Genomic DNA, 19,921 nt, shown 5'->3' with positions numbered 1-19,921 from the left:
TGGTCGGCATCGCCCTCGGCTCGTTCCTGGGCTGGGCGATCGGCGAGGGAGGCGAGGTCGACGTCGCCGATGGCCCGCTCGACGGCGTCGCGGCGTTCGGCGCGGTGCGGAACGGGCCCCTGTTCACGCGATCGGCTTCACACGAGCGACCGGTCCGGACGGATCAGAAGATCATGTTGTAGCCGCCCCAGCCCGGGCCCACGCGGATGCGGGTGCCGATCGGGGACGTGGCGTTGCCCGTGCCCAGGTACAGGTACATGACGCCGGTGGTGTCCCGGCCCAGGATGTCGACCTTTCCGTCACGGTTCAGGTCGCTCGGGCCGAGGATGATGTTGTGCATGTTCCAGCCGGTGCCGACCTTGATCCGGGCGGTGTACGGCGCGGCGGCGTTGCCGGTGCCCTGGTGCATCCACAGGACGCCGGAGCTGTCGCGGCCGAGGATGTCGGCCTTGCCGTCACCGGTGAGGTCGCCGGCGCCGATGATGGCGGTGTAGACGTGCCAGCCGCTGCCGATGCGGACGGGGGTCTCGAACGCCGCGGTCGGGACTCCGGTCCCCTTGGAGAGGTACAGCGCGCCGCTCGGCTCGCGGACGAGGAGGTCCGCCTTGCCGTCACCGGTGAGGTCGCGGACCCCGACGATCTTGTCGAAACGGCCCCAGCCGGTGCTGACCTTGAGCCGCCCCTTGAACGCGGCGTTCGGGTTGCCGCTGCCCTGGTGGTACCAGAGCACGCCGTCCTTGTCGCGGCCCACCACGTCGCCGGTGCCGTCGGCACGCAGCGCGGTCGTCGGCGTGACCAGGTTGTAGACCTGCCAGCCCGTGCCCATCCGGTAGCGCCGCAGGAACTGCCAGTTGGCGTCGCCGGTGCCCTGGTACTGCCAGATGACACCGGAGCTGTCCCGGGCGATGAGGTTGTAGCGGTTGGCACCGGACACGGGGGCGGCGGCGGGGACGATGTCCACGTCGGACGCCTTCACCCACGCGAGACGGTGGTTGAACCGGATCGGGACGAACTGGTTCGTCGTGCCCGTGACGAGGGTGCGTGAGCCGGGGCCCGTTCCGTCGAACGTGCCGCCGTAGTAGTAGTCACCGGTGACGGCGGCGCCACCCTGGACGTACTTCTGGCCCGCGGTCAGGCTGTACTTCGTCAGCGACTCCTGGCCGCGCTCCTGGACCGGCACGTCCGTCCCGGTGTAGGCGGCGTCCTCGGGGTAGGCGCGCCCGAACACCTGGACGGAGCTCAGTCCGGCCTTCGGCGTCACCGCCGTCCTGGTGCCCGCGGCGACCGGGACGGTCCACTGGCCACCAGGGTTGAAGAACCAGGCCTTCTTGCCGCCGTACCAGATAGCCGTCCAGTCGTACTGGCTCTCCGCGACCACGTACTCGCCGCCCGCGACCAGCTTGTTCGCCCAGTTGGGACCGTCGGTGGACGTCTGGGTTCCCAGGTACGCGTCGGTCAGCGTCGTCGCGGACGTCGACGGCGAGGTGTAGAGGTAGTTGAAGTTCGACGGCCGCGGGTCGACCGCCGCGCCGCCGTACGTCAGCTTCGGCTGGTTGTCCGTCGTGAACGGCGGGACGTAGCGGACGATCTGGCCCGCCTGGAGCAGCCCGCCCGCGCCGCCGACGCCCGTCGGCCTGCCGAGCAGGGACATGTAGTGGTTCCAGTCCCAGTACGGGCCCGGGTCCCAGTGCTGGGCGCGGACCTTCTCATCGAGCACGCCGGGGATCTCGTCGTGGCCGATGATGTGCTGGCGGTCCAGCGGGATGGAGTACTTGGCCGCCAGGTACTTCACGAGCGCGGCGGAGGACTCGTACTGCGGCTCGGTGTACCAGGCGCCGGCCTTGATGGCGTAGCCCTCGTGCTCGATGCCGATCGAGTGCATGTTGAGGGTCTTGTTGGCCGCGTGCCAGGCCTCGTTCTTGTTCTCGACCATCTGGGTGACCAGACCGTCCGAGGCACGGATCAGGTAGTGCGTGCTCGCGTACGACGCCGGGTTCTTGAAGACGGCGAGCGAGCCGTCGTATCCGCCCTCGGTGTCGTGGATGGCGATGTAACGGATGTCGTAGCCGCCCTCGGGGCGGTTGGCGACGTTGTAGTTGCCGTAGTCCGACGGGTCGGTCGTGCTGTTCCGCTGGAAACCGGCCGGAACGAAGTTGCAGTTCAGTCCCACGGGGCAGTCGGCCGTCACGGTCGTCGACGCGAAGGTCGCGGCGAGCGGGACGTTCGACGGCTTCACGGGCTCGACCGCGGGGTCGGCGGGCAGGACGACCTGCTCGCCGTCCGTGGTGAGCTCCCGCTCACCCGTCTTGATCGACTCGAAGACGCGCTTCGCGAAGAGGTCGGCGCCCTTCTTGTCCGGCGCCTGGCTGTAGCGTGCCACGGCCGGGTACCAGGCGCCGGCCTCGTCCGGCAGGTTGCCGGTCGCCTGCTTCTGGTACTCGGCGAGCAGCGCCGCGCCGGCGCGGATGCTCTCCCCGGTGTCGTCCTTGAGGGAGTCGGCGGAGGTGTCGGCCAGCTCGGCGGCCTTGTCGAGGGTGTGCAGCCGCGGATCGTCGGTGTCGACGGTCTCCTTCGGCGTGGTGCGCAGGGCCTTCTTCGCGTCGAAGTGCTTCTCGACGTTCGGGTCGCCGCTCCGGTTCATGTGCTCGAGGCGGTGCTCGTCGGCCTCCGACTCGATGTCCTCGGCATCGACGTCCGTCAGACCCATCACGTTGTACGCGCCGGTCACGCTCGGCTCGCCGTCGTGGGACTCCCAGCGCGTCTCCCGGTAGGACACCGCCATCAGCACGCTCTGCGGCACGTCGAACTCGTCCGCCGCCGCCGCGAACTGCGACTGCAGCGACACGGTCGCGCCGCTGTTCGCGTCGTCCGAGGAGCCCAGAACGCCGGGCGCTGCCACGGCGATGGTCCCTATGGTCGCGGTGGCGACGACGGCCGCCGCCGCGCCGTAAAGCAGCCGTCTTTTCTTTCGGTCCCTGCGGTGCCCCTGGGTCACGCCCACCCCTGTGGATTGTTTCTCTGCCGTCTGGGTTGTTACTTCGTCGTCACTTCGCTCAGCGTCGAATGGCGCGGGAGGGTTACACCCCTCCGTCTCGGGGTAACGCCATGGCGGGCATTTCGGTCACCGTCTCAGTAACTGGTCGCTGCGCTGGACCGGGCGCCGGACCCCGTAATGTGGTGGTTGTGACCGTGAACGCTGAGACCACCGCAACCGGTGGCAACACCTGGCGAGACCTTCCCGCGGCGCAGCAGCCCGAGTACCCCGATGCCGAGGCTCTGCGCGATGTGATCGCGGACCTCGAGTCGTATCCTCCGCTCGTCTTCGCCGGCGAGTGCGACCAGCTGCGCGCCCGGATGGGAGCCGTCGCCCGTGGCGAGGCGTTCCTGCTCCAGGGCGGCGACTGCGCCGAGGCCTTCGACGCCGTGTCCGCCGACCACATCCGCGCCAAGCTGAAGACCCTGCTCCAGATGAGCGCCGTCCTCACCTACGCGGCCTCCGTGCCGGTGGTGAAGGTCGGCCGTATCGCGGGCCAGTACTCCAAGCCGCGCTCCAAGCCCACCGAGACCCGTGACGGCGTGACGCTCCCGACCTACCGGGGCGACTCCGTCAACGGCTTCGACTTCACCGAGGCCGCCCGCATCCCGGACCCCGAGCGCCTGAAGCGGATGTACCACGCCTCCGCGTCGACGCTGAACCTGGTCCGCGCCTTCACCACGGGTGGCTACGCCGACCTGCGCCAGGTGCACGCCTGGAACCAGGACTTCGTGAAGTCCTCCCCGTCGGGCCAGCGCTACGAGCAGCTGGCGCGCGAGATCGACAACGCGCTGAACTTCATGAAGGCCTGTGGCACCGACCCGGCCGAGTTCAAGGCGGTCGAGTTCTACTCCTCGCACGAGGCGCTGCTGCTCGACTACGAGGGCGCGCTGACCCGTACCGACTCGCGCACCGGCAAGCTGTACGACACCTCCGGCCACATGGTCTGGATCGGTGAGCGCACCCGCCAGCTGGACCACGCGCACATCGAGTTCGCCTCGCGGATCGCCAACCCGATCGGCATCAAGCTGGGCCCGACGACCACCCCGGAGGAGGCGCTGACCTACATCGAGCGCCTCGACCCGGACCGCGAGCCGGGCCGGCTGACCTTCATCGTCCGCATGGGCGCCGACAAGGTCCGGGACAGGCTCCCCGAGCTGGTCGAGAAGGTCACCGCCTCGGGCGCGACGGTCGCCTGGGTGACCGACCCGATGCACGGCAACACCTTCGAGGCGGCCTCCGGCCACAAGACCCGCCGCTTCGACGACGTGCTCGACGAGGTCAAGGGCTTCTTCGAGGTCCACAAGGAGCTCGGCACCCACCCGGGCGGCATCCACGTGGAGCTCACCGGTGACGACGTCACCGAGTGCGTGGGCGGCGGCGACGAGATCTTCGTCGACGACCTGCACCAGCGCTACGAGACGGCCTGCGACCCGCGGCTCAACCGCAGCCAGTCGCTCGACCTGGCCTTCCTCGTGGCCGAGATGTACCGCGACCAGTAAGCGGATGTGTTCGTAGATTCCTACGACGATGGGGCGCGGATCCTTGTGATCCGCGCCCCATCGTCGTAGGAAGCCCTTTCCCGCCACCCCGTCCGCCAGGTAAGGTTAGGTTAGCCTTATCGATCACTCGGCGGGAGGTGAACCGCGTGTACGTCTGCTCATGCTTCGCAGTTACGGAGAAGCAGGTCAAGGAGCACGCGGAGGCCGGCGCCTGCACGCCCCGCCAGGTCGCCTCGGCCTGCAAGGCGGGCACGGACTGCGGCTCGTGCGTACGTCGTATCCAGGCCATTCTCGGGCGCGGCAACTGCCCCCGCCGTGAACTGGTCGACCAGGGCCGGCCGGCGCTGGCGGCGGAGGTCACCGAGACCGTCGGGGCCGTCGAGATCGTCGAGACCGGCGCGCTCATGGAGACCGCCGAGGTCGTCCGGCTGCCGGAAGCCGCCTAGCCTCCCCTCCGGCCGGGTCTCAGCTCGGCTGCTCGATGAGCGTCGAGCAGTACAGCGCCTCGCCCAGCTGCTCGATCAGCTCCAGCTGGGTGTCGATGTAGTCGATGTGCTCCTCCTCGTCCGCCAGGATCTCCTCGAAGATGTTGGCCGAGGTGACATCGCCCTTGCCCCGCATGACCTCGATCCCGCGCCGCAGCCGGTCGATCGCCTCCACCTCGATCTGGCGGTCGGCCTCGAACATCTCCTTGACCGTCTGGCCCACCCGGACGTGGAAGAGCCGCTGGTAGTTGGGCAGGCCGTCCAGCATGAGGATGCGCTCGGTGAGCGTGTCCGCGTGCTTCATCTCCTCGACGGACTCCTCGCGCGTGTGCTTCGCGAGCTTCGTCCAGCCCTTGTTGTCCTGGATGCGGTAGTGCAGCCAGTACTGGTTGATCGCGGTCAGCTCGCCGGTCAGCTGCTCGTTGAGGAACTCGAGGACCTCGGGGTCGCCCTGCATCGCTTCAGGATCCTTCCAACGCATGTCGGTGCCGCCACTGGGCAGGATGGCCCGCATCCTTCCAGCGCACCCGGGTGGCGTCCAGTAAGTGCAGGCTTACCGACAGTTGTCTCAAAGGTCTGAATATCACCATGATGTCGGGGCATGGCTGGTCATGACCACCCCTCGCGGTCTGTCACCATGGAGAACATGGGTCAGGCGGAGGGCGGAGCACGCCGGGAATCAGGAGTGGCGGTGTCGTCGGAGCTTCCGCCGGGCCAGCGCCTCCAGCGCGGCTGGCCGGTGACCCACTACGGACCCGTGCCGCGCTTCAAGCCGGAGCGCTGGGAGTTCCGGGTCTTCGGGGCGACCGCCGACGGTGACAAGCGCTGCTGGAACCACGAGGAGTTCTCGGCGCTGCCCTTCGCCACCGTCGTGGCCGATCTGCACTGCGTGACCAAGTTCAGCATGATCGGCGCCGAGTGGGGCGGGGTGCTCGCCCGTACGCTCCTGGAGCTCGCCCCGCCCGCGCCGAACGTCACGCACGTGATGGTCTGGGCGGAGTACGGCTACAGCGCCAACATGCGGCTCTCCGACTTCGCCTCGGAGCGCACGATCTTCGCCACCCACAAGGACGGCGAGCTGCTCACCGCCGAGCATGGCTTCCCGCTGCGGCTCGTGGTGCCCCACCTGTACGCGTGGAAGGGGCCCAAGTGGGTCCGCGGCGTGGAGTACATGGCCGCCGACCGGCGTGGCTTCTGGGAGGAGCGCGGGTACCACAACATCGGTGACCCGTGGACGGAGCAGCGCTACTCGTACCAGGAGGAGCCGGGCGACGGCCCTGAGCTCTAGCGTCAGTGGTACTGGTGGACGACGGCGTGGCCCTTGCCGCGGCCGATCATCCACTTGTTGACCGGGGTCGTGAGCACGAACGCGACCGCGAGCGAGATCGCCAGGACGATCCAGAAGAGCGAGTCCGACAGGTGTGCGTCCATGGCGCCCGGCCAGAGCGCGATGACGGCGTTGTCGATGATCTCCATGACCGCGATGGACAGCGTGTCGGCGGCGAGCGCGACCTTGAACGCGGTCTTGAAGTCGACGCCGGCCTTCAGGATGCCGCGCAGGGTGAGCGCGTAACCGAAGAAGAAGGCCAGGACGATCGCGAGGATCATCGTCGGGACGTTGCCCCAGCCGAACGCGGTGCCGAGGATCATGCCGAGCACCTCGCCGATGGCGCACCCGGTGAGGCAGTGGAGGGTGGCCTGGGCCGCCATCGACCAGGACACCTTGCCGTGCCCGTGGGCGTGGTGCTCGTGGTGCCCCTCGTGCCCCTCGTGGTGCTGGTGGGTTTCGTGCTGAGCGTGGTGCTGGTGCTGGTGCTGGGCGTGCGCGTCGTGCTGCATGGGTGCCCCCAAGCTCGGGTACCAGTTCCTCCGTACTCCAGGAACCGTATACCCCCCTAGGGTATTCCTCAACGCGGTTTTCTCAGCGCAGCTTCTTCAGCAGCTCCACATCCGCCCTGTGCCCCTGCGGACCGCCCGGCGTCTCGATGACCAGCGGCACGCCCTCCGTGGCCGGATGCCGCAGCAGCGCCCGGAAGGCCTCCTGCCCGATGTGGCCGGCCCCGATGTTCGCGTGCCGGTCCTTGTGCGCGCCGACGACGTCCTTGGAGTCGTTGGCGTGGATCAGCTTCAGGCGTCCCTCGCCGACCGTCTCCACCAGCAGGTCGAGGGTCTGCGCCGCGCCGTGCGGGCCGGCCAGGTCGTGGCCCGCCGCGAAGATGTGGCAGGTGTCCAGGCACACGCCCAGCTTGGGGTGCCGGTCGAGCGCGTCGAAGTACGGGCCGAAGTCCCAGGTCCGCGAGCACAGCGAGAAGCCCTGCCCGGCCGTGGACTCCAGGAGCAGATCCGGGTCGTCCGGGTGCGTCAGCTCGTCGAGCAGCGGCAGCATCCGCTCCCGCACCTGCGCCAGTGCCTCGGCGCGCGGCCGGCCCCCGGTCGCCGAGCCGGTGTGCACCACCACGCCGCGGGCGCCGATCTCCCGGGCCCGGCGCAGCGAGTGCCGCAGCGAGTCCACCGACTTCTCGACGGTGGCCTCGGTGTGCGAGCCGAAGTTGATCAGGTATGGGGCGTGCACCCAGGCCGACAGGCCCTCGTCCGCGCACGCGGCGCGGAACCGCTCGTCCTGCTCCGGGTTGCCGGCCGGGGTGGCCCAGCCGCGCGGGTTCGCCACGAAGACCTGCACCGTCTCCGCGCCGAGCTCCCGCGCGTAACCGAGCCCGGTCTTCGCGAGCCCGCCGGCCACTGGCACATGGCCGCCGACGGGATTGCGGTCACGGCCGCGTACAAGATCGGTCGAGTCGGTCATGGCGGCCTACAGCCCCTTGAGCGTGACGGTGATCGTGGAGCCCTCGGCCGCCGTGCCGCCGCCCTTGACCGACTGGCGCACGACGGTGTCACCGAGGAACGGGAAGTCCTTCTCGACCTTCACCGCGAAGCCCGCGCCCTCCAGCTCCGCCTTCGCCTCGTCGGCGGTCGAGCCGACGACGTCCGGGACCTCGATCATCCGCGGCCCCTTGGACACGGTCAGGGTGATCGTGTCGCCCTTCGCGGCCCGGCTGCCCTCGGCGAGGGACTGCGCGGCGACCGTGCCGGCCGCCTCGGGGGAGTTGATCCGCTCCGGCGCGACGACGACCTTCAGACCGGCCTCCTGGAGCTCGGCCGTGGCGCTCGCGACCGCGTCGCCCCGCACGTCCGGGACGTCGATCGGACGGCCCTTGCTGACCTCCAGGGCGATCGCCGAGTCGGGGCTGCGCTCCGTGCCCGGCTCGGGGTCGGAGCCGATCACCGCGCCCTGCGCGACGTCGTCGCTGAAGGAGTACGTGATCAGGCCCGGCGCCAGGCCCTCCTCGGCCAGCACCTTCCTGGCGTCGGCGAGCGGGGTGCCCTTCAGGTTCGGGACCTTCACGACCCGGGGCCCGCGGGACAGCGTCAGGATCACCGCGCCGTTGCCGCGGATCCGCTCGCCGGGCCCCGGGTCGACGGCCATGACCGTGCCGCGCTCGTACACGTCGCTGAAATCGCGCTTGGTCGTGCCCACGTCGAGCCCCGCGTCCGCCAGGCGCTTGGTGGCCTGCGCCTCGGTCTGGCCGAGGACCGCGGGGACGCGCGTGAACTGGCCCGAGTTGATGTACCAGACGCCGGTCCCGATGCCGAGGGCGAGCAGGACGGCGGCGACGACCAGCAGCGGACCGCGCATCCGGCGGCGCGGCGGCGCGGCCGGCCGGCCGCCCCGCCCGGGCGGGGCCGTCGGCGTCGGCTCCGGCGCCGAGGCCGGGAGCACGCTGGTGTGCTCGACCGGCATGCGCTCGCCGGGCACCTGCTCCTCGGGCATCCGCTCGACGGGCATGTGGTCGACCGGCAGCGGCCGGATCCGCGGGATCACGCTGGTGCGGTCCTCCGGGCCGCCCATCTCGGCGGCCGGCCGGGCCTGCGGCGGCACCGCGTCGAGCTGCTCCTCGGTGAGCCCGGCGCGCGCCTCGCGGACCTGCGCGAGCAGCGCGACCGCGTCGTACGGGCGCACCTCGGGGTTGCGCGCGGTGGCGCTCGCCACCAGCTCGTCCAGCTCCACGGCGAGGCCCGGCACGGCGGCCGAGGGAGCGGGCACGTCGGTGTTGAGGTGCTGGTAGAGCACCTGCGCGGGGGTGTCCCCGGAGTGCGGCTTGGCGCCGGTCAGCATCTCGTACAGGACGACCCCGCACGCGTACACATCGGCGCGGGTGTCGGCGGTGCCGTGCTCGATCTGCTCGGGGGCGAGATACGACACGGTGCCGAGGACGGCGCCGGTGGTGTCGGTGGCCGTCCCCACGGCGCGGACCAGACCGAAGTCGGCGACCTTCACCCGGCCGTCGTCCCCTATCAGGACGTTCTCCGGCTTCATGTCGCGGTGCACGAACCCGGCACGGTGCGCGGCGCCGAGCGCGGCGAGCACCGGTTCGAGCACGTCGAGGGCCGCGCGCGGCTGGAGCGCCCCGCGCTCGCGCAGCACGTCGCGCAGGGTGCAGCCGGCCACGTACTCCATCGCGAGATAGACGTACGCGCCGTCCGCGCCCTGGTCGAAGACCCCGACCACATTGGGGTGGGAGAGGCGTGCGACGGACTTGGCCTCGCGCATGAACCGCTCCACGAACGCGGCGTCCGTGGCGAGGCCGGGGTGCATCACCTTGAGCGCGAGCTCCCGGTCCAGCCGGGTGTCGACGGCCCGGTAAACCGTGGCCATCCCGCCGACGGCGATGCGCGCGTCGACGCGGTAGCGGCCGTCGAGCAGCCGCCCGACGAGGGGGTCCTGAAGGGTCGTGTCCACGGCCACGAGTCTACGAGCCGTGACCTGGTCCCCCTTCCGTACGACCCCGACTGCAGCGCAGCTGTGACGTCGGAGCCGTACGGAACACGGAGCCGTACGGAAGGGGGACCGTCTGAACGGGGGTGTCAGAACGCGGGGCGTTCCGGATCGAGCCGCGCGCGGCCCTCCTGCGGCGAGGAGGCCTCGGCGAAGTGGCGGCGCGGGATGCGGCCCGCCCGGTGCGCGAGCCGGCCCGCCTCGACGGCGTGCCGCATGGCGGCGGCCATCAGGACCGGCTCCTGGGCGCGGGTGACCGCCGAGGCGAGCATCACCGCCGAGCAGCCCAGCTCCATGGCCAGCGCCGCGTCCGAGGCCGTGCCGGCGCCCGCGTCCAGGATCACCGGCACCCCGGCCCGCTCGGTGATCAGCTGGAAGTTGTGCGGGTTGCGGATGCCGAGGCCGGACCCGATGGGCGAGCCGAGCGGCATGATCGCGGCGCAGCCCGCGTCCTCCAGCTTCCGGGCGAGGACCGGGTCGTCATTGGTGTACGGCAGGACCACGAAGCCGTCGTCGACCAGGGTCTCCGCCGCGTCGAGCAGCTCCACCGCGTCGGGCAGCAGGGTCCGCTCGTCGGCGATGACCTCCAGCTTGATCCAGTTCGTGCCGAGCGCCTCACGGGCGAGCCGCGCGGTCAGCACCGCCTCTCCGGCCGTGAAGCAGCCCGCCGTATTGGGCAGCACCCGGATGCCGAGCCGGTCGAGGACGGAGAGCACCGAGCCCTGCACCTGCGGGTCCAGACGGCGCATGGCGACGGTGGTGAGCTCCGTGCCGCTGGCGACCAGGGAGCGTTCGAGCACGTCGAGGCTGGGAGCCCCGCCGGTGCCCATGATCAGACGGGAGGAGAACTCGGTCCCGCCGAGCGAGAACAGGTCGTCGGACATCGCGCTCAGCCCCCCTGCACCGCGGTCAGGACCTCGACCCGGTCGCCGTCGGCGAGCGGGGTCGCGGCCCACTGGCTGCGCGGCACCACGGTCTCGTTGACGGCGGCGGCCACCCCGGAGTGCGCGCTGGTGAGGCCGGCGACGAGGGCGGCGAGGGAGAGCGGACTCTCCAGGACTCGGACCTCCCCGTTCACGAGCACGTTCACGGTGACGGACAGGGGCGCGGTCATACGTGCTCCAGGGGTGCGGGGGAGAAGCGGCGGGCGGTGAAGGCGCGGGCCTCGTCCGGCAGCGCGCCGGTGGTCAGGGCCTCCGCCATGACGTCGCCGGTGACCGGGGTGAGCAGGACCCCGTTGCGGTAGTGGCCGGTGGCGAGCTGGAGCCCGGGCAGGGCGCTGGGGCCGAGCAGCGGCGCGTTGTCGGGGGAGCCGGGGCGCAGCCCGGCGATGGTCTCGGTGAGCGGCAGCTCGGTGATGCCGGGGACCAGCTCGTGCGCGTCGCGCAGCAGCTCGTACACCCCGCCGGCGGTGACGGTGGTGTCCCAGCCGAGCTCCTCGCTGGTGGCGCCGACGACCAGCTCGCCGTTCTCGCGCGGGACCAGGTAGACCTGGCTGCCGCGGACCATCGCGCGGACGGTGCGGGACAGGAACGGCGCGTACGCGGGCGGCACCCGCAGCCGCAGGACCTGGCCCTTCACGGGCCGCACCGGCGGCAGCACCTCCTCCGGTACGCCGTCGAGCCGGCCGCTCATGCTGCCCGCGGCGAGCACGACCTGGTCGGCGGTCAGCTCGGTGCCTCCCGCGAGGACCGCGCCGCGCGCCCGGTCCCGTACCACCGTGAGCCGCTCGGCGAGCGCGCGGTGGAAGACCACCCCGGCCCGCTCGCAGGCCAGGACCAGCGCGTCGGCGAGCCGGCGCGGGTCGACCTGGTGGTCGCCGTCCACCCGCAGCCCGCCCCGTACGCCAGGCGCCAGCATGGGCTCAAGACGGCGGCAGTCGCGCCCGCTCAGCCACTCGGAGGCGAGTCCGCAGCGGGTCTGCAGGGCGTGCAGCTCGCGCAGATGGGCCCGGTCGTCGGCGTCGAGCGCGACCGCGAGGGTGCCGCAGGCGCGGTAGCCGACGTCGTGGCCGGTGGCCTCGGTGAGTTCGGCGACGAAGCCGGGATAGCGGCGGGCCGAGGCGAGGTTGAGGCCCAGCAGGGTCTCCTCGCCGTAGTGGAGTTCGGAGACCGCGGCGAGCATGCCCGCCGCCACCCGGGCGGCCCCGCCGCCCGGTTCGGGGTCGGCCACGGCGACCCGCAGCCCGCGCTGCGCCGCCCGCCAGGCCGTGACCAGGCCGATGACTCCGCCCCCGATGACGAGGACGTCGAACGTTCCGGATGTACCGGACGTGTCGGATGTATGCGACATGGGCGTCCAGCCCCTCCCTTCGCCGGCATGACCCGGATCAGGTTCGTACGGTCGGAGGCCGGCCAGCCTCCCTCTCAGCCCGGTCCGTCCGGGCTCCCGCGAGTGCTCAGGGGCCACCCTAGCCCGTGCCCCCGCCCGGTCCACAGGGCCACCCGGCCCTTGCCCCGGCCCTGGCCCCGCCCCCCGCTTCCTGATGGTCCGTCAGGTGCGTAGGGTGGACGGGTGAGCGAGCAGAAGCAGGAACCGCAGCCGGCCGGGCGGCACGTCGTGATCGTGGGCGCCGGAATGGCGGGCGTCCAGACCGCCGTCGCCCTGCGCGAACAGGGTTTCACCGGCCCCGTCACCCTCATCGGCGCCGAACCCCACCAGCCCTACGACCGGCCGCCGTTGTCCAAGGCCGTGCTGCTCGGCAAGGCCGAGGACTCCGCCTTCGACGTCGACTTCGCCGCCCTCGGCATCGACCTCCGGCTCGGCGTCGAGGTCACCGGGCTGCGCCCCGCCGACCACCAGGTGGACACCGAGACCGGCCCCGTGCCGTACGACGTCCTCGTCGTCGCCACCGGCGCCCACCCGCTCACCCTGCCCGGCTCCGAAGGCGTCCCCGGCGTCCATCTGCTGCGCACCCTCGACGACGCCGCACGGCTCAAGCCCGTCCTGGAACGCCGCCACGACATCGTCGTCGTCGGCGCCGGCTGGATCGGCGCCGAGTTCGCCACCGCCGCCCGCGAGGCCGGCTGCGCCGTCACCGTCGTCGAGGCCGCCGACCGCCCCCTCGCCGGCGCGCTGCCCGCCGAGGTCACCGACCCCATGAGCGCCTGGTACGCCGAGAACGGCGCCGAACTCCGGCTCCACGCGCGTGTGCGGCGCATCGAGGAGGGCCGGGTCGTCCTCGACGGACCCGACGGCACCACCACCGCCCTTCCCGCCGACGCCGTCGTCATCGGCATCGGCGCCCGCCCCGCCACCGACTGGCTGGCCGGCTCCGGCGCCGCCCTCGACCCGAGCGGCGCGCTGACCGCCGACGACCGGCTGCGCACCTCGCTGCCCGACGTGTACGCGGTCGGCGACTGCGCCTCCTTCCCCTCCGCCCGCTACGGCGAGCGGCTTCTCGTGCACCACTGGGACAACGCCCTCCAGGGCCCGCGCACCGTCGCCGCCGCCATCACCGGCGGCGAGGCCGCGCCGTACGACCCGGTGCCCTACTTCTGGTCCGAGCAGTTCGGGCGCTTCGTCCAGTACGCCGGGCACCACGGCGCCGCCGACACCCTGCTGTGGCGCGGCGACCCGGCGGAGCCGGCCTGGTCGGTGCTGTGGCTGCGCGACGGGACCCCGGTCGCCCTGCTCGCCGTCGGCCGCCCCCGCGATCTGGCCCAGGGCCGCAGGCTGATCGAGCAGCGCGTTCCGGTCGATCCGGCGAAGGCCGCGGACCCCTCCGTCCCTCTGAAGGCCGCAGTCCGGTAGGGCCCGACTACCGACTGTCAGTCCGGGATGGCACGCTTGTCCCGTGACCGAGATTGACGCAAAGACCGATGCTCTCGTCCCCGACTGGCTCTTCCTCCCCGACGTCGCGGAGATGCTCGACGTCGAGGTGACGCGCGTGCGGCAGTTGGTGAAGGAGGGCCAGCTCATCGCCGTCCGCCGCGAAGTGCGCCCCGGTGAGAAGATCCTCCAGGTGCCGGCCGCCTTCATCCAGGGCGACAAGGTCGTCAAGGGCCTCGTCGGCACCCTGACGCTGCTCCGGGACGACGGCTTCACCGACGAGGAGATGCTGGAGTGGCTCTTCACTCCGGACCCGAGCCTGCCCGGCACCCCGGCGCAGGCGCTGAGCGAGAATCGCGGCACGGAGGTGAAGCGCCGCGCCCAGGCGCTCGCGGTCTGACCGGCGGGTTCTGACCCGCAGGGTCTGACCGGCAGGGTCTGACCCGCACACAGCGCTCCGCACGCACCGCAGACACCACCAGCGGTGCCGGGCCGGCCGTCCCCCGAGCGGCCGGCCGGCCCGGCACCGGCACCACCCGACGGGGGGAACCACATGTCCACGCCTCGCGCCCGGCTCGCCGACGCCCGCCTCTACCTGTGCACCGACGCCCGGAAGCGCCAGGGCGACCTGCCCGCCTTCCTCGACGCCGTGCTCTCCTCCGGGGTCGACATCGTGCAGCTCCGCGACAAGGGCATGGAGGCCGGCGAGGAGCTGGAGCACCTCGCCGTCTTCGCGGAGGCCTGCCGCCAGCACGGCAAGCTCCTCGCCGTCAACGACCGGGCCGACGTCGCTCATGCGATCGCCTCCGATGTGCTGCATCTCGGCCAGGGTGACCTGCCGGTGCCGGCCGCCCGCGCGATCCTCGGCGACGAGGTGCTGATCGGCCGCTCCTGCCACGCCGAGGAGGAGGCCGCCGCGGCCGCCGCCGAGCCCGGCGTGGACTACTTCTGCACCGGCCCCTGCTGGCCCACCCCCACCAAGCCCGGCCGGTACGCCCCGGGCCTCGGCCTCGTGCGGTACGCGGCGGGCCTCGCCCAGGACCGCCCCTGGTTCGCCATCGGCGGCATCGACGAGACCAACCTGGACGAGGTCCTGGACGCCGGCGCCCGCCGGATCGTCGTGGTCCGCGCGATCACCGAGGCCGACGACCCGGCCGCCGCCGCGGCCGCCCTCGCCAAGCGGGTCCGCGAGCGCCTCGGCTGAGCCACCGGGATCCGGGGAGGGGCGGGCCGGGACACCCGGGCCGGGACGCCCCGGCCGGATGTCCGGAAAGGTGTCCACAACGCGGACACCGCTTCACCGCTTCTCTGGACTCCGTCTAACCTGCCCGTATGGCCCTTGGTACCGCTTCCGTCCGCTCGGACCACGCACGCACCGTGCGCGAGATCCTCGCGTCCGGTGACACCTCGTACTCCTTCGAGTTCTTCGCGCCCCGGACCGAGAAGAGCGAGCAGAGCCTCTGGAACGCCATGCGGCGGATCGAAGCCGTCGGCCCCAGCTTCGTCTCCGTGACCTACGGCGCCGGCGGCACCACCCGCGGCGGCACCGTCAAGGCCACCCAGAAGATCGCCTCCGACACCACCCTCACCCCGGTGGCCCACCTCACCGCCGTCGACCACTCGATCGCCGAGCTGCGCAACGTCCTCGGCCAGTACGCCGACGTCGGCATCCGCAACATGCTCGCCGTGCGCGGCGACCCGCCGGGCGACCCGCTCGGCGAGTGGGTCGCCCACCCCGAGGGCGTGCGGTACGCCGCCGACCTCGTGCGGCTGATCAAGGAGTCCGGCGACTTCTGCGTGGGCGTCGCCGCCTTCCCCGAGATGCACCCGCGCTCCGAGGACTGGGACACCGACGTCCGCCACTTCGTCGACAAGTGCCGGGCCGGCGCCGACTACGCGATCACCCAGATGTTCTTCGACCCGGAGGCCTATCTGCGGCTGCGCGACAGCGTGCAGAAGGCCGGCTGCGAGACCCCGATCATCCCCGAGGTCATGCCCGTGATCAGTGTGAAGACGCTGGAACGGCTGCCCACCCTGAGCAACGCCGCCTTCCCGGCGCATGTGAAAGAGCGCATCCTCGCCGTCAAGGACGATCCGGCCGCTGTACGCTCCTTGGGCATCGAGTTCGCGACGGAGTTCTGCGCGCGGCTGCTGTCCGAGGGTGTCCCCGGGCTGCACTTCATCACGCTGAACAACTCCAGGGCTACGCTCGAGATCTACGAGAATCTCGGACTGCACCAGCAGTCGTGACCGGCCACACCCGCCCCGACCCGCGGCGGAGGCCGTAGGAGAGGGGCGGGCATGGGGTGGACGGTCCTCTACATCGCGTTCGGGGTCGTGGCGCTGTGGCTCCTGGGTGAGGTGCTGCTGCAGTACAAGGCGAGGCTGCGCTGGCGGCTGCTCGCCTTCGCCGGCTTCCTCGGCGTCGTGGTCGGCGTCCTGGTCCCCTCGACGGTCATCATCGTCATCGGCGCGGTCGTCTTCGCCGTCGGCCAGACCTATGTGACCCTCTCCTTCCGCCGCGGCTTCTCCACCGGCTGGGCCCTCGGCGGCAGCCCCGGCGAGAGCCGCCGCCGCAAGTCCGGCCGGGCGGACACCAAGGCCGGACCCACCCTGGAGGTCACCGACCTCAGCTACGACGAGGGGTACGCAGAGGGCGACGGGTACGGAGACGGCGAGGGCGACGGGTACGAGCGGGGCTACGGCGATCCCGCCGGCGAGCAGCACGAGCACGCGGCCGCCGACGCCGCCACCTCCGTGTACGAGCCCCAGCCGATGCCCGAGGACACCGGCCAGTACGCCGTCTACGGCACCTCCTACGACCAGCAGCAGCCGTACGCCGCCTCGTACACGGACGCGTACGCGGACCCGTACGCCACCGGCTACGACCAGCAGCAGCCCGCCTACGACTACGGCACCGGCGGCCAGCAGCAGTACGCCGCCTACTCCGACCCGTACATCGGCCAGCAGTACGCCGACGCCGGCCAGCAGTACGGCGGCTACGACCAGCAGCAGCCCTACGCCGACCCGTACGCCCCCTCCTACACCTACGACACCCCGCCCGGCGGCGTCTGGGTCCCGCAGCAGCGGGACACCGAGCAGGGGCAGCAGTACGAGGACCAGCAGGGCTACTACGGCAACGGCGGGGACTACCAGCAGTACCGCTGAGCCCGGCGGAGGGGGCGGTCGCTCACTGCGAGCCGCGGAAGTCCGCGCCCTCGACGATCAGCCCGGCCACCAGGGCCCCCGACATCCCGGCGTGGGCGAGCCCGCCGCCCGGGTGCGACCAGCCGCCCGCGAAGTACAGGCCCGGCAGCGGCGAGCGGTTGGCGGCCGGAAGGAGCCGTCCGCCCGCCCCGGCGAGCGCGGGCCCCGGCACCTCGGCGGCACCCGTGTCCCGCCGTACGTCCTCCGGGGTGCGGACGTGCCGCCACAGCAGCCGCTCCGCGAGGTCCGGGACCGCCCGCCCGGCGGCCTCGACCATCCGGTCGGGGAAGGCCGCCTCGACCATCCGGTCGGCGAAGGGCTCCCAGTCCTGGCCGGGGTCCGTCCGCACGGTCGCGGTGACCGTCACCGACTCGTACGCACCGTCCGGGCGCAGCGCCGGATCGTCCGGCCGCAGCACGGTCACCGTCGGCCGCCCGCCCTCCGCGTGCACGACGGTCCGGTGGACCGCGTCCGCCTCCCGGGGGCCGCGCAGGGCCAGACAGACCGTCACGCGGCCTGTGCCGTTGACCTGGTGGTGTGGCCGGTCGTCGCCGCGTTCCCCTTCCACGACGTGGTCGCGGTAGAGCGCCGGCACCGGAGCCCCGGACACCACGTGGTCGGCCTCGACCGTCTCGCCTCCGGCAAGCCGGACACCGGCCGCCCGGCCGTCCTTCTCCACGACGTGCTCGACGGGCGTGTCGAAGACGAACTCCACCCGCCGCTGCCGGCACCGCTCGTACACCGCGTCGGCCAGCGCCCGCAGGCCCCCGCCCACGTACCAGCTGCCGAAGGTCTGCTCCATGTACGGCAGGACGGCCGCGGCGGCCGGGGCGGTCGCCGGGTCGAAGCCGTAGCTCCACGCGTACGAGTCGAGCAGCGCGGCGAGCCGCGGGTGGCGCAGCTCGCGGGCGCCGACCTGGGCGAGCGTGGTCGTCGGGCGGCGCAGCAGGCCCGCCTTCAGGGCCGGGTAGGGCTCGCGGCCCAGCGGAGTGAGGTCGGCCGGCTGCGGCTCCTCCAGGAGCGGGCGCCGGGTGCGGTCCCAGGCCTCGCGGGCCCGCACCATGAAGTCGCCCCAGCGCTCGCCCGCGCCCGCGCCGAGCGCCGCGTCCAGCGCGGCGGCGGTGCCGGCCCGGGAGGCGTTCGGCAGGTCGACGCGGGTGCCGTCGGCGAAGACATGACGGGCCGCCGGGTCGACCTGCGTCAGCGAGACGCACTCCTCAAGCGGCTCCTTGCCCGTCTTCACGAACAGGTCCCGGTAGACGGCGGGCAGGTGCAGCAGCCCGGGGCCGGTGTCGAAGCCGAAGCCGTCGCGCTCGAAGCGGCCCACCGCGCCGCCGTACGTCGACGTCTTCTCGTACACCGTCACCGTGTGTCCGGCGACCGCCAGTCGGGCCGCGGCCGCCATGGCGCCCAGACCCGCGCCGATCACCACAATCCTTGCCATGGGGGCGACCCTATCCGCCCCGTCGGGCCGCTCGGCGGCGGCCCTGTCCGGCAGGTCAGAAGTGCTCGGAGCCGTCCGTTCGCACCGGTGGCCGCGCCACGGCCGGCCCCGCCGCCGCGAGCCGCTTCTCCTCGCGGCGCTGCGCCCGGCGCCGCCAGAAGCGGCGGATCCGCCGCGCGAGGAAGACGAGTATCACCAGGCCGAGGACCAGCAGGGTCGCCGCGATCAGCGAGGCCGCGACCGGGTGGAAGACCGCGAGGGTGACGAGGGTGGCGACGCCCAGGTCCTCCGCCATGGACACGACGATGTTGGAGGCGGGCTCGGGCGAGGTGTTGATCGCCATCCGGGTGCCGGCCTTGACGAAGTGGCTCAGCAGGGCCGTCGTACCGCCGACCGCGCCTGCCGCGAGCTCCGGCAGCGAACCGGACTGGCCGGCGAGCAGCGCCGCCACCACCGCGCCGCTGACCGGCCGGATCACCGTGTGGACGGAGTCCCACACGGAGTCGACGTACGGGATCTTGTCCGCTACCGCCTCGCACAGGAACAGCACACCGGCGGCGATCAGGACGTCGGGCCGTTGCAGCGCCTCGGGCACGTCGTCGCTGAGCCCGGTGGCGCCGAAGACGCCGAGCAGCAGGACCACCGCGTACGCGTTGATCCCGCTCGCCCAGCCGCTCGTGAAGACCAGGGGGAGTACGGACACGTCCGCGATCGTAGCCAGCTCTGAGTATCCGTACCTAGGGGTCGAGATGAGTAGGTGTGCGGATGGGCTGTGACCTGCGCGGAAGGGAGAGTGGACCACACGGAAGGGGCGCGGCTCCGGGACCGCCGGCACGGGGCGGCGGAACGGGGCCGCGCGCCTGCCGGTACGGGGAACACGGGGGTGACCCGGGGGAACACGGGGGAACACGGGGGAACGGAAAAGCGCGCCGGTCCGGCGAGGCTCGGGGGGATCGAGCCTCGCCGGACCGGCGTCTTTCGTTCTGTTCGTGTCTTGCTGTTCGAGCCTCGCTGTTCGTGTGCCGGCTCAGCAGCCGCTCACGCGGCCGTGCAGGAGGCGCGAGAGCGCCGCGTGCACGTCGTCCAGGGAGCGCTCGCTCTGGAAGGCCTGCCAGTCGAGCGCGGCCACCAGGACCATGCCGACCAGCGCCGAGGCGGTGAGCGGCACGTCGATGTCGGCCGAGAACTCGCCGGCCGCCACGCCGTCCCGCAGCACGTTCTCGATCACGGTGACAGCTTCCTGACGCACCACCAGGAGGGTGGAGTTCCAGGCCCGTCCGGTGCGCCAGAGCTCGGCCACGTACAGCTGGGTGAAGGCCGGATAGCGTTCGATGAAGACCAGGCCCGCCCGGATCATCGCCTCCAGTGCCTCGGTCCGGCTGCCGCCGCGCTCGGCGGTCTCCTCGGCCGCCGTGCGCAGTGAGCCGGCGAGGAGCGAGACTCCGTGCCGCAGCAGCTCCTCGAAGAGCTCGGTCTTGCTCTTGAAGTTGTAGTAGACCGTGCCCTTGGCCACCCCCGCCCGCTCGGCGATCTCGTCGACCGTGGTCGCCGAGAAGCCCTGTTCCGCGATGAGGGTGACGGCCGCTTCGTAGAGCTTGGCGCGGGTCGCCCCGCGTCTGGTGCTGCTGCTGTCCATGGCTCGAT

The 19,921-nt window shown here is 72.1% G+C and carries 20 protein-coding genes and 1 riboswitch; of the genes, 9 read left to right on the top strand and 11 right to left on the bottom strand.

Going from position 1 to position 19,921, the window contains the following annotated elements; translation table 11 throughout:
• Positions 1-182 (top strand): hypothetical protein (locus tag AB0C73_RS19795; RefSeq protein ID WP_362531505.1); only part of this gene is annotated, 182 nt, incomplete at its 5' end.
• Here AB0C73_RS19795 and AB0C73_RS19790 read toward each other — a convergent pair.
• Positions 164-2,995: an N-acetylmuramoyl-L-alanine amidase gene (locus AB0C73_RS19790; protein ID WP_362531502.1), complete on the bottom strand. Its 2,832-nt coding sequence runs from the start codon at positions 2,993-2,995 to the stop codon at positions 164-166. The genes AB0C73_RS19795 and AB0C73_RS19790 overlap by 19 nt on opposite strands.
• Before the next feature lie 182 nt (positions 2,996-3,177).
• On the opposite strand from AB0C73_RS19790, the gene AB0C73_RS19785 reads away from it, so the two are divergent.
• Positions 3,178-4,536: a class II 3-deoxy-7-phosphoheptulonate synthase gene (locus tag AB0C73_RS19785; RefSeq protein ID WP_362531499.1), complete on the top strand. Its 1,359-nt coding sequence runs from the start codon at positions 3,178-3,180 to the stop codon at positions 4,534-4,536.
• A 137-nt stretch (positions 4,537-4,673) separates the two neighbouring features.
• The gene (locus AB0C73_RS19780) at positions 4,674-4,982 is read left to right on the top strand and encodes a (2Fe-2S)-binding protein (RefSeq protein WP_362531497.1); all 309 of its coding nucleotides are present in this window, start codon (positions 4,674-4,676) and stop codon (positions 4,980-4,982) included.
• Positions 4,983-5,001: 19 nt separating this feature from the next.
• Here the strand turns inward: AB0C73_RS19780 and bfr are convergent, their stop codons facing one another.
• Positions 5,002-5,478, bottom strand: a complete 477-nt coding sequence (bfr, locus tag AB0C73_RS19775) for a bacterioferritin (RefSeq protein ID WP_362531494.1) — start codon at positions 5,476-5,478, stop codon at positions 5,002-5,004.
• Positions 5,479-5,658: 180 nt separating this feature from the next.
• Between bfr and AB0C73_RS19770 the strand changes: the two genes are divergently transcribed.
• Positions 5,659-6,309, top strand: a complete 651-nt coding sequence (locus tag AB0C73_RS19770) for a sulfite oxidase-like oxidoreductase (protein WP_362531542.1) — start codon at positions 5,659-5,661, stop codon at positions 6,307-6,309.
• 2 nt (positions 6,310-6,311) lie between these two features.
• On the opposite strand, the gene AB0C73_RS19765 is transcribed toward AB0C73_RS19770, so the two are convergent.
• From AB0C73_RS19765 to thiO, 6 genes are all read right to left on the bottom strand, one after another.
• Positions 6,312-6,860 (bottom strand): DUF4396 domain-containing protein, encoded by a 549-nt coding sequence (locus tag AB0C73_RS19765; RefSeq protein ID WP_362531492.1) that lies wholly within the window; start codon positions 6,858-6,860, stop codon positions 6,312-6,314.
• A gap of 82 nt (positions 6,861-6,942) precedes the next feature.
• The gene (locus tag AB0C73_RS19760) at positions 6,943-7,824 is read right to left on the bottom strand and encodes a deoxyribonuclease IV (protein ID WP_362531490.1); all 882 of its coding nucleotides are present in this window, start codon (positions 7,822-7,824) and stop codon (positions 6,943-6,945) included.
• A 6-nt stretch (positions 7,825-7,830) separates the two neighbouring features.
• On the bottom strand, positions 7,831-9,819 hold the full coding sequence (gene pknB / locus AB0C73_RS19755; protein WP_362531488.1) for a Stk1 family PASTA domain-containing Ser/Thr kinase: 1,989 nt from the start codon (positions 9,817-9,819) through the stop codon (positions 7,831-7,833).
• 125 nt (positions 9,820-9,944) lie between these two features.
• The gene (locus AB0C73_RS19750) at positions 9,945-10,739 is read right to left on the bottom strand and encodes a thiazole synthase (RefSeq protein WP_362531485.1); all 795 of its coding nucleotides are present in this window, start codon (positions 10,737-10,739) and stop codon (positions 9,945-9,947) included.
• 5 nt (positions 10,740-10,744) lie between these two features.
• Complete coding sequence (thiS, locus tag AB0C73_RS19745) at positions 10,745-10,969, bottom strand: sulfur carrier protein ThiS (RefSeq protein ID WP_362531482.1); 225 nt, start codon at positions 10,967-10,969, stop codon at positions 10,745-10,747.
• Positions 10,966-12,147, bottom strand: a complete 1,182-nt coding sequence (gene thiO / locus AB0C73_RS19740) for a glycine oxidase ThiO (protein ID WP_362531479.1) — start codon at positions 12,145-12,147, stop codon at positions 10,966-10,968. Before thiO ends, thiS begins: the two co-directional genes overlap by 4 nt.
• A riboswitch (TPP riboswitch) is annotated at positions 12,145-12,257 on the bottom strand. Its footprint overlaps the gene before it by 3 nt.
• Positions 12,258-12,369: 112 nt before the next feature.
• Here thiO and AB0C73_RS19735 point away from each other — a divergent pair.
• The 5 genes from AB0C73_RS19735 to AB0C73_RS19715 all read left to right on the top strand — a co-directional run bounded on the left by AB0C73_RS19735 (position 12,370) and on the right by AB0C73_RS19715 (position 16,794).
• Positions 12,370-13,608, top strand: coding sequence for an FAD-dependent oxidoreductase (locus AB0C73_RS19735; RefSeq protein ID WP_362531476.1), 1,239 nt, complete (start codon positions 12,370-12,372; stop codon positions 13,606-13,608).
• Positions 13,609-13,651: 43 nt separating this feature from the next.
• On the top strand, positions 13,652-14,026 hold the full coding sequence (locus AB0C73_RS19730; protein WP_362531474.1) for an Rv2175c family DNA-binding protein: 375 nt from the start codon (positions 13,652-13,654) through the stop codon (positions 14,024-14,026).
• Positions 14,027-14,179: 153 nt separating this feature from the next.
• Positions 14,180-14,830: a thiamine phosphate synthase gene (gene thiE / locus AB0C73_RS19725; RefSeq protein ID WP_362531471.1), complete on the top strand. Its 651-nt coding sequence runs from the start codon at positions 14,180-14,182 to the stop codon at positions 14,828-14,830.
• A gap of 128 nt (positions 14,831-14,958) precedes the next feature.
• Positions 14,959-15,876 carry a methylenetetrahydrofolate reductase [NAD(P)H] gene (gene metF, locus AB0C73_RS19720; RefSeq protein ID WP_362531469.1) on the top strand — a complete coding sequence of 306 codons (918 nt, stop codon included), beginning with the start codon at positions 14,959-14,961 and terminating at the stop codon, positions 15,874-15,876.
• 51 nt (positions 15,877-15,927) lie between these two features.
• Positions 15,928-16,794 carry a hypothetical protein gene (locus AB0C73_RS19715; protein WP_362531466.1) on the top strand — a complete coding sequence of 289 codons (867 nt, stop codon included), beginning with the start codon at positions 15,928-15,930 and terminating at the stop codon, positions 16,792-16,794.
• Between the two features lie 22 nt (positions 16,795-16,816).
• Here AB0C73_RS19715 and AB0C73_RS19710 read toward each other — a convergent pair whose 3' ends face one another.
• The 3 genes from AB0C73_RS19710 to AB0C73_RS19700 form a co-directional block, all read right to left on the bottom strand.
• Complete coding sequence (locus AB0C73_RS19710; protein WP_362531463.1) at positions 16,817-18,277, bottom strand: NAD(P)/FAD-dependent oxidoreductase; 1,461 nt, start codon at positions 18,275-18,277, stop codon at positions 16,817-16,819.
• 55 nt (positions 18,278-18,332) lie between these two features.
• The gene (locus AB0C73_RS19705; protein ID WP_362531460.1) at positions 18,333-18,980 is read right to left on the bottom strand and encodes a DUF4126 domain-containing protein; all 648 of its coding nucleotides are present in this window, start codon (positions 18,978-18,980) and stop codon (positions 18,333-18,335) included.
• A gap of 324 nt (positions 18,981-19,304) precedes the next feature.
• Positions 19,305-19,913: a TetR/AcrR family transcriptional regulator gene (locus tag AB0C73_RS19700; protein WP_362531458.1), complete on the bottom strand. Its 609-nt coding sequence runs from the start codon at positions 19,911-19,913 to the stop codon at positions 19,305-19,307.
• Between the last annotated feature and the right edge of the window lie 8 nt (positions 19,914-19,921).

Origin of the sequence: Streptomyces sp. NPDC048623 (assembly GCF_040650755.1) — a bacterium.
GTDB lineage: Bacteria > Actinomycetota > Actinomycetes > Streptomycetales > Streptomycetaceae > Streptomyces.
Note: the sequence above shows the minus strand (reverse complement) of the source record. Positions and strands in the feature narration are given on the sequence as shown.

Coding starts and splice junctions, on each gene's coding strand:
- thiS (WP_362531482.1), bottom strand. CDS start 10,969: ATGACCGCGCCCCTGTCCGTCACCGTGAACGTGCTCGTGAACGGGGAG.
- AB0C73_RS19700 (WP_362531458.1), bottom strand. CDS start 19,913: ATGGACAGCAGCAGCACCAGACGCGGGGCGACCCGCGCCAAGCTCTAC.
- bfr (WP_362531494.1), bottom strand. CDS start 5,478: ATGCAGGGCGACCCCGAGGTCCTCGAGTTCCTCAACGAGCAGCTGACC.
- AB0C73_RS19750 (WP_362531485.1), bottom strand. CDS start 10,739: ATGTCCGACGACCTGTTCTCGCTCGGCGGGACCGAGTTCTCCTCCCGT.
- metF (WP_362531469.1), top strand. CDS start 14,959: ATGGCCCTTGGTACCGCTTCCGTCCGCTCGGACCACGCACGCACCGTG.
- AB0C73_RS19760 (WP_362531490.1), bottom strand. CDS start 7,824: ATGACCGACTCGACCGATCTTGTACGCGGCCGTGACCGCAATCCCGTC.
- AB0C73_RS19765 (WP_362531492.1), bottom strand. CDS start 6,860: ATGCAGCACGACGCGCACGCCCAGCACCAGCACCAGCACCACGCTCAG.
- thiE (WP_362531471.1), top strand. CDS start 14,180: ATGTCCACGCCTCGCGCCCGGCTCGCCGACGCCCGCCTCTACCTGTGC.
- AB0C73_RS19715 (WP_362531466.1), top strand. CDS start 15,928: ATGGGGTGGACGGTCCTCTACATCGCGTTCGGGGTCGTGGCGCTGTGG.
- AB0C73_RS19770 (WP_362531542.1), top strand. CDS start 5,659: ATGGAGAACATGGGTCAGGCGGAGGGCGGAGCACGCCGGGAATCAGGA.
- AB0C73_RS19710 (WP_362531463.1), bottom strand. CDS start 18,277: ATGGCAAGGATTGTGGTGATCGGCGCGGGTCTGGGCGCCATGGCGGCC.
- thiO (WP_362531479.1), bottom strand. CDS start 12,147: ATGTCGCATACATCCGACACGTCCGGTACATCCGGAACGTTCGACGTC.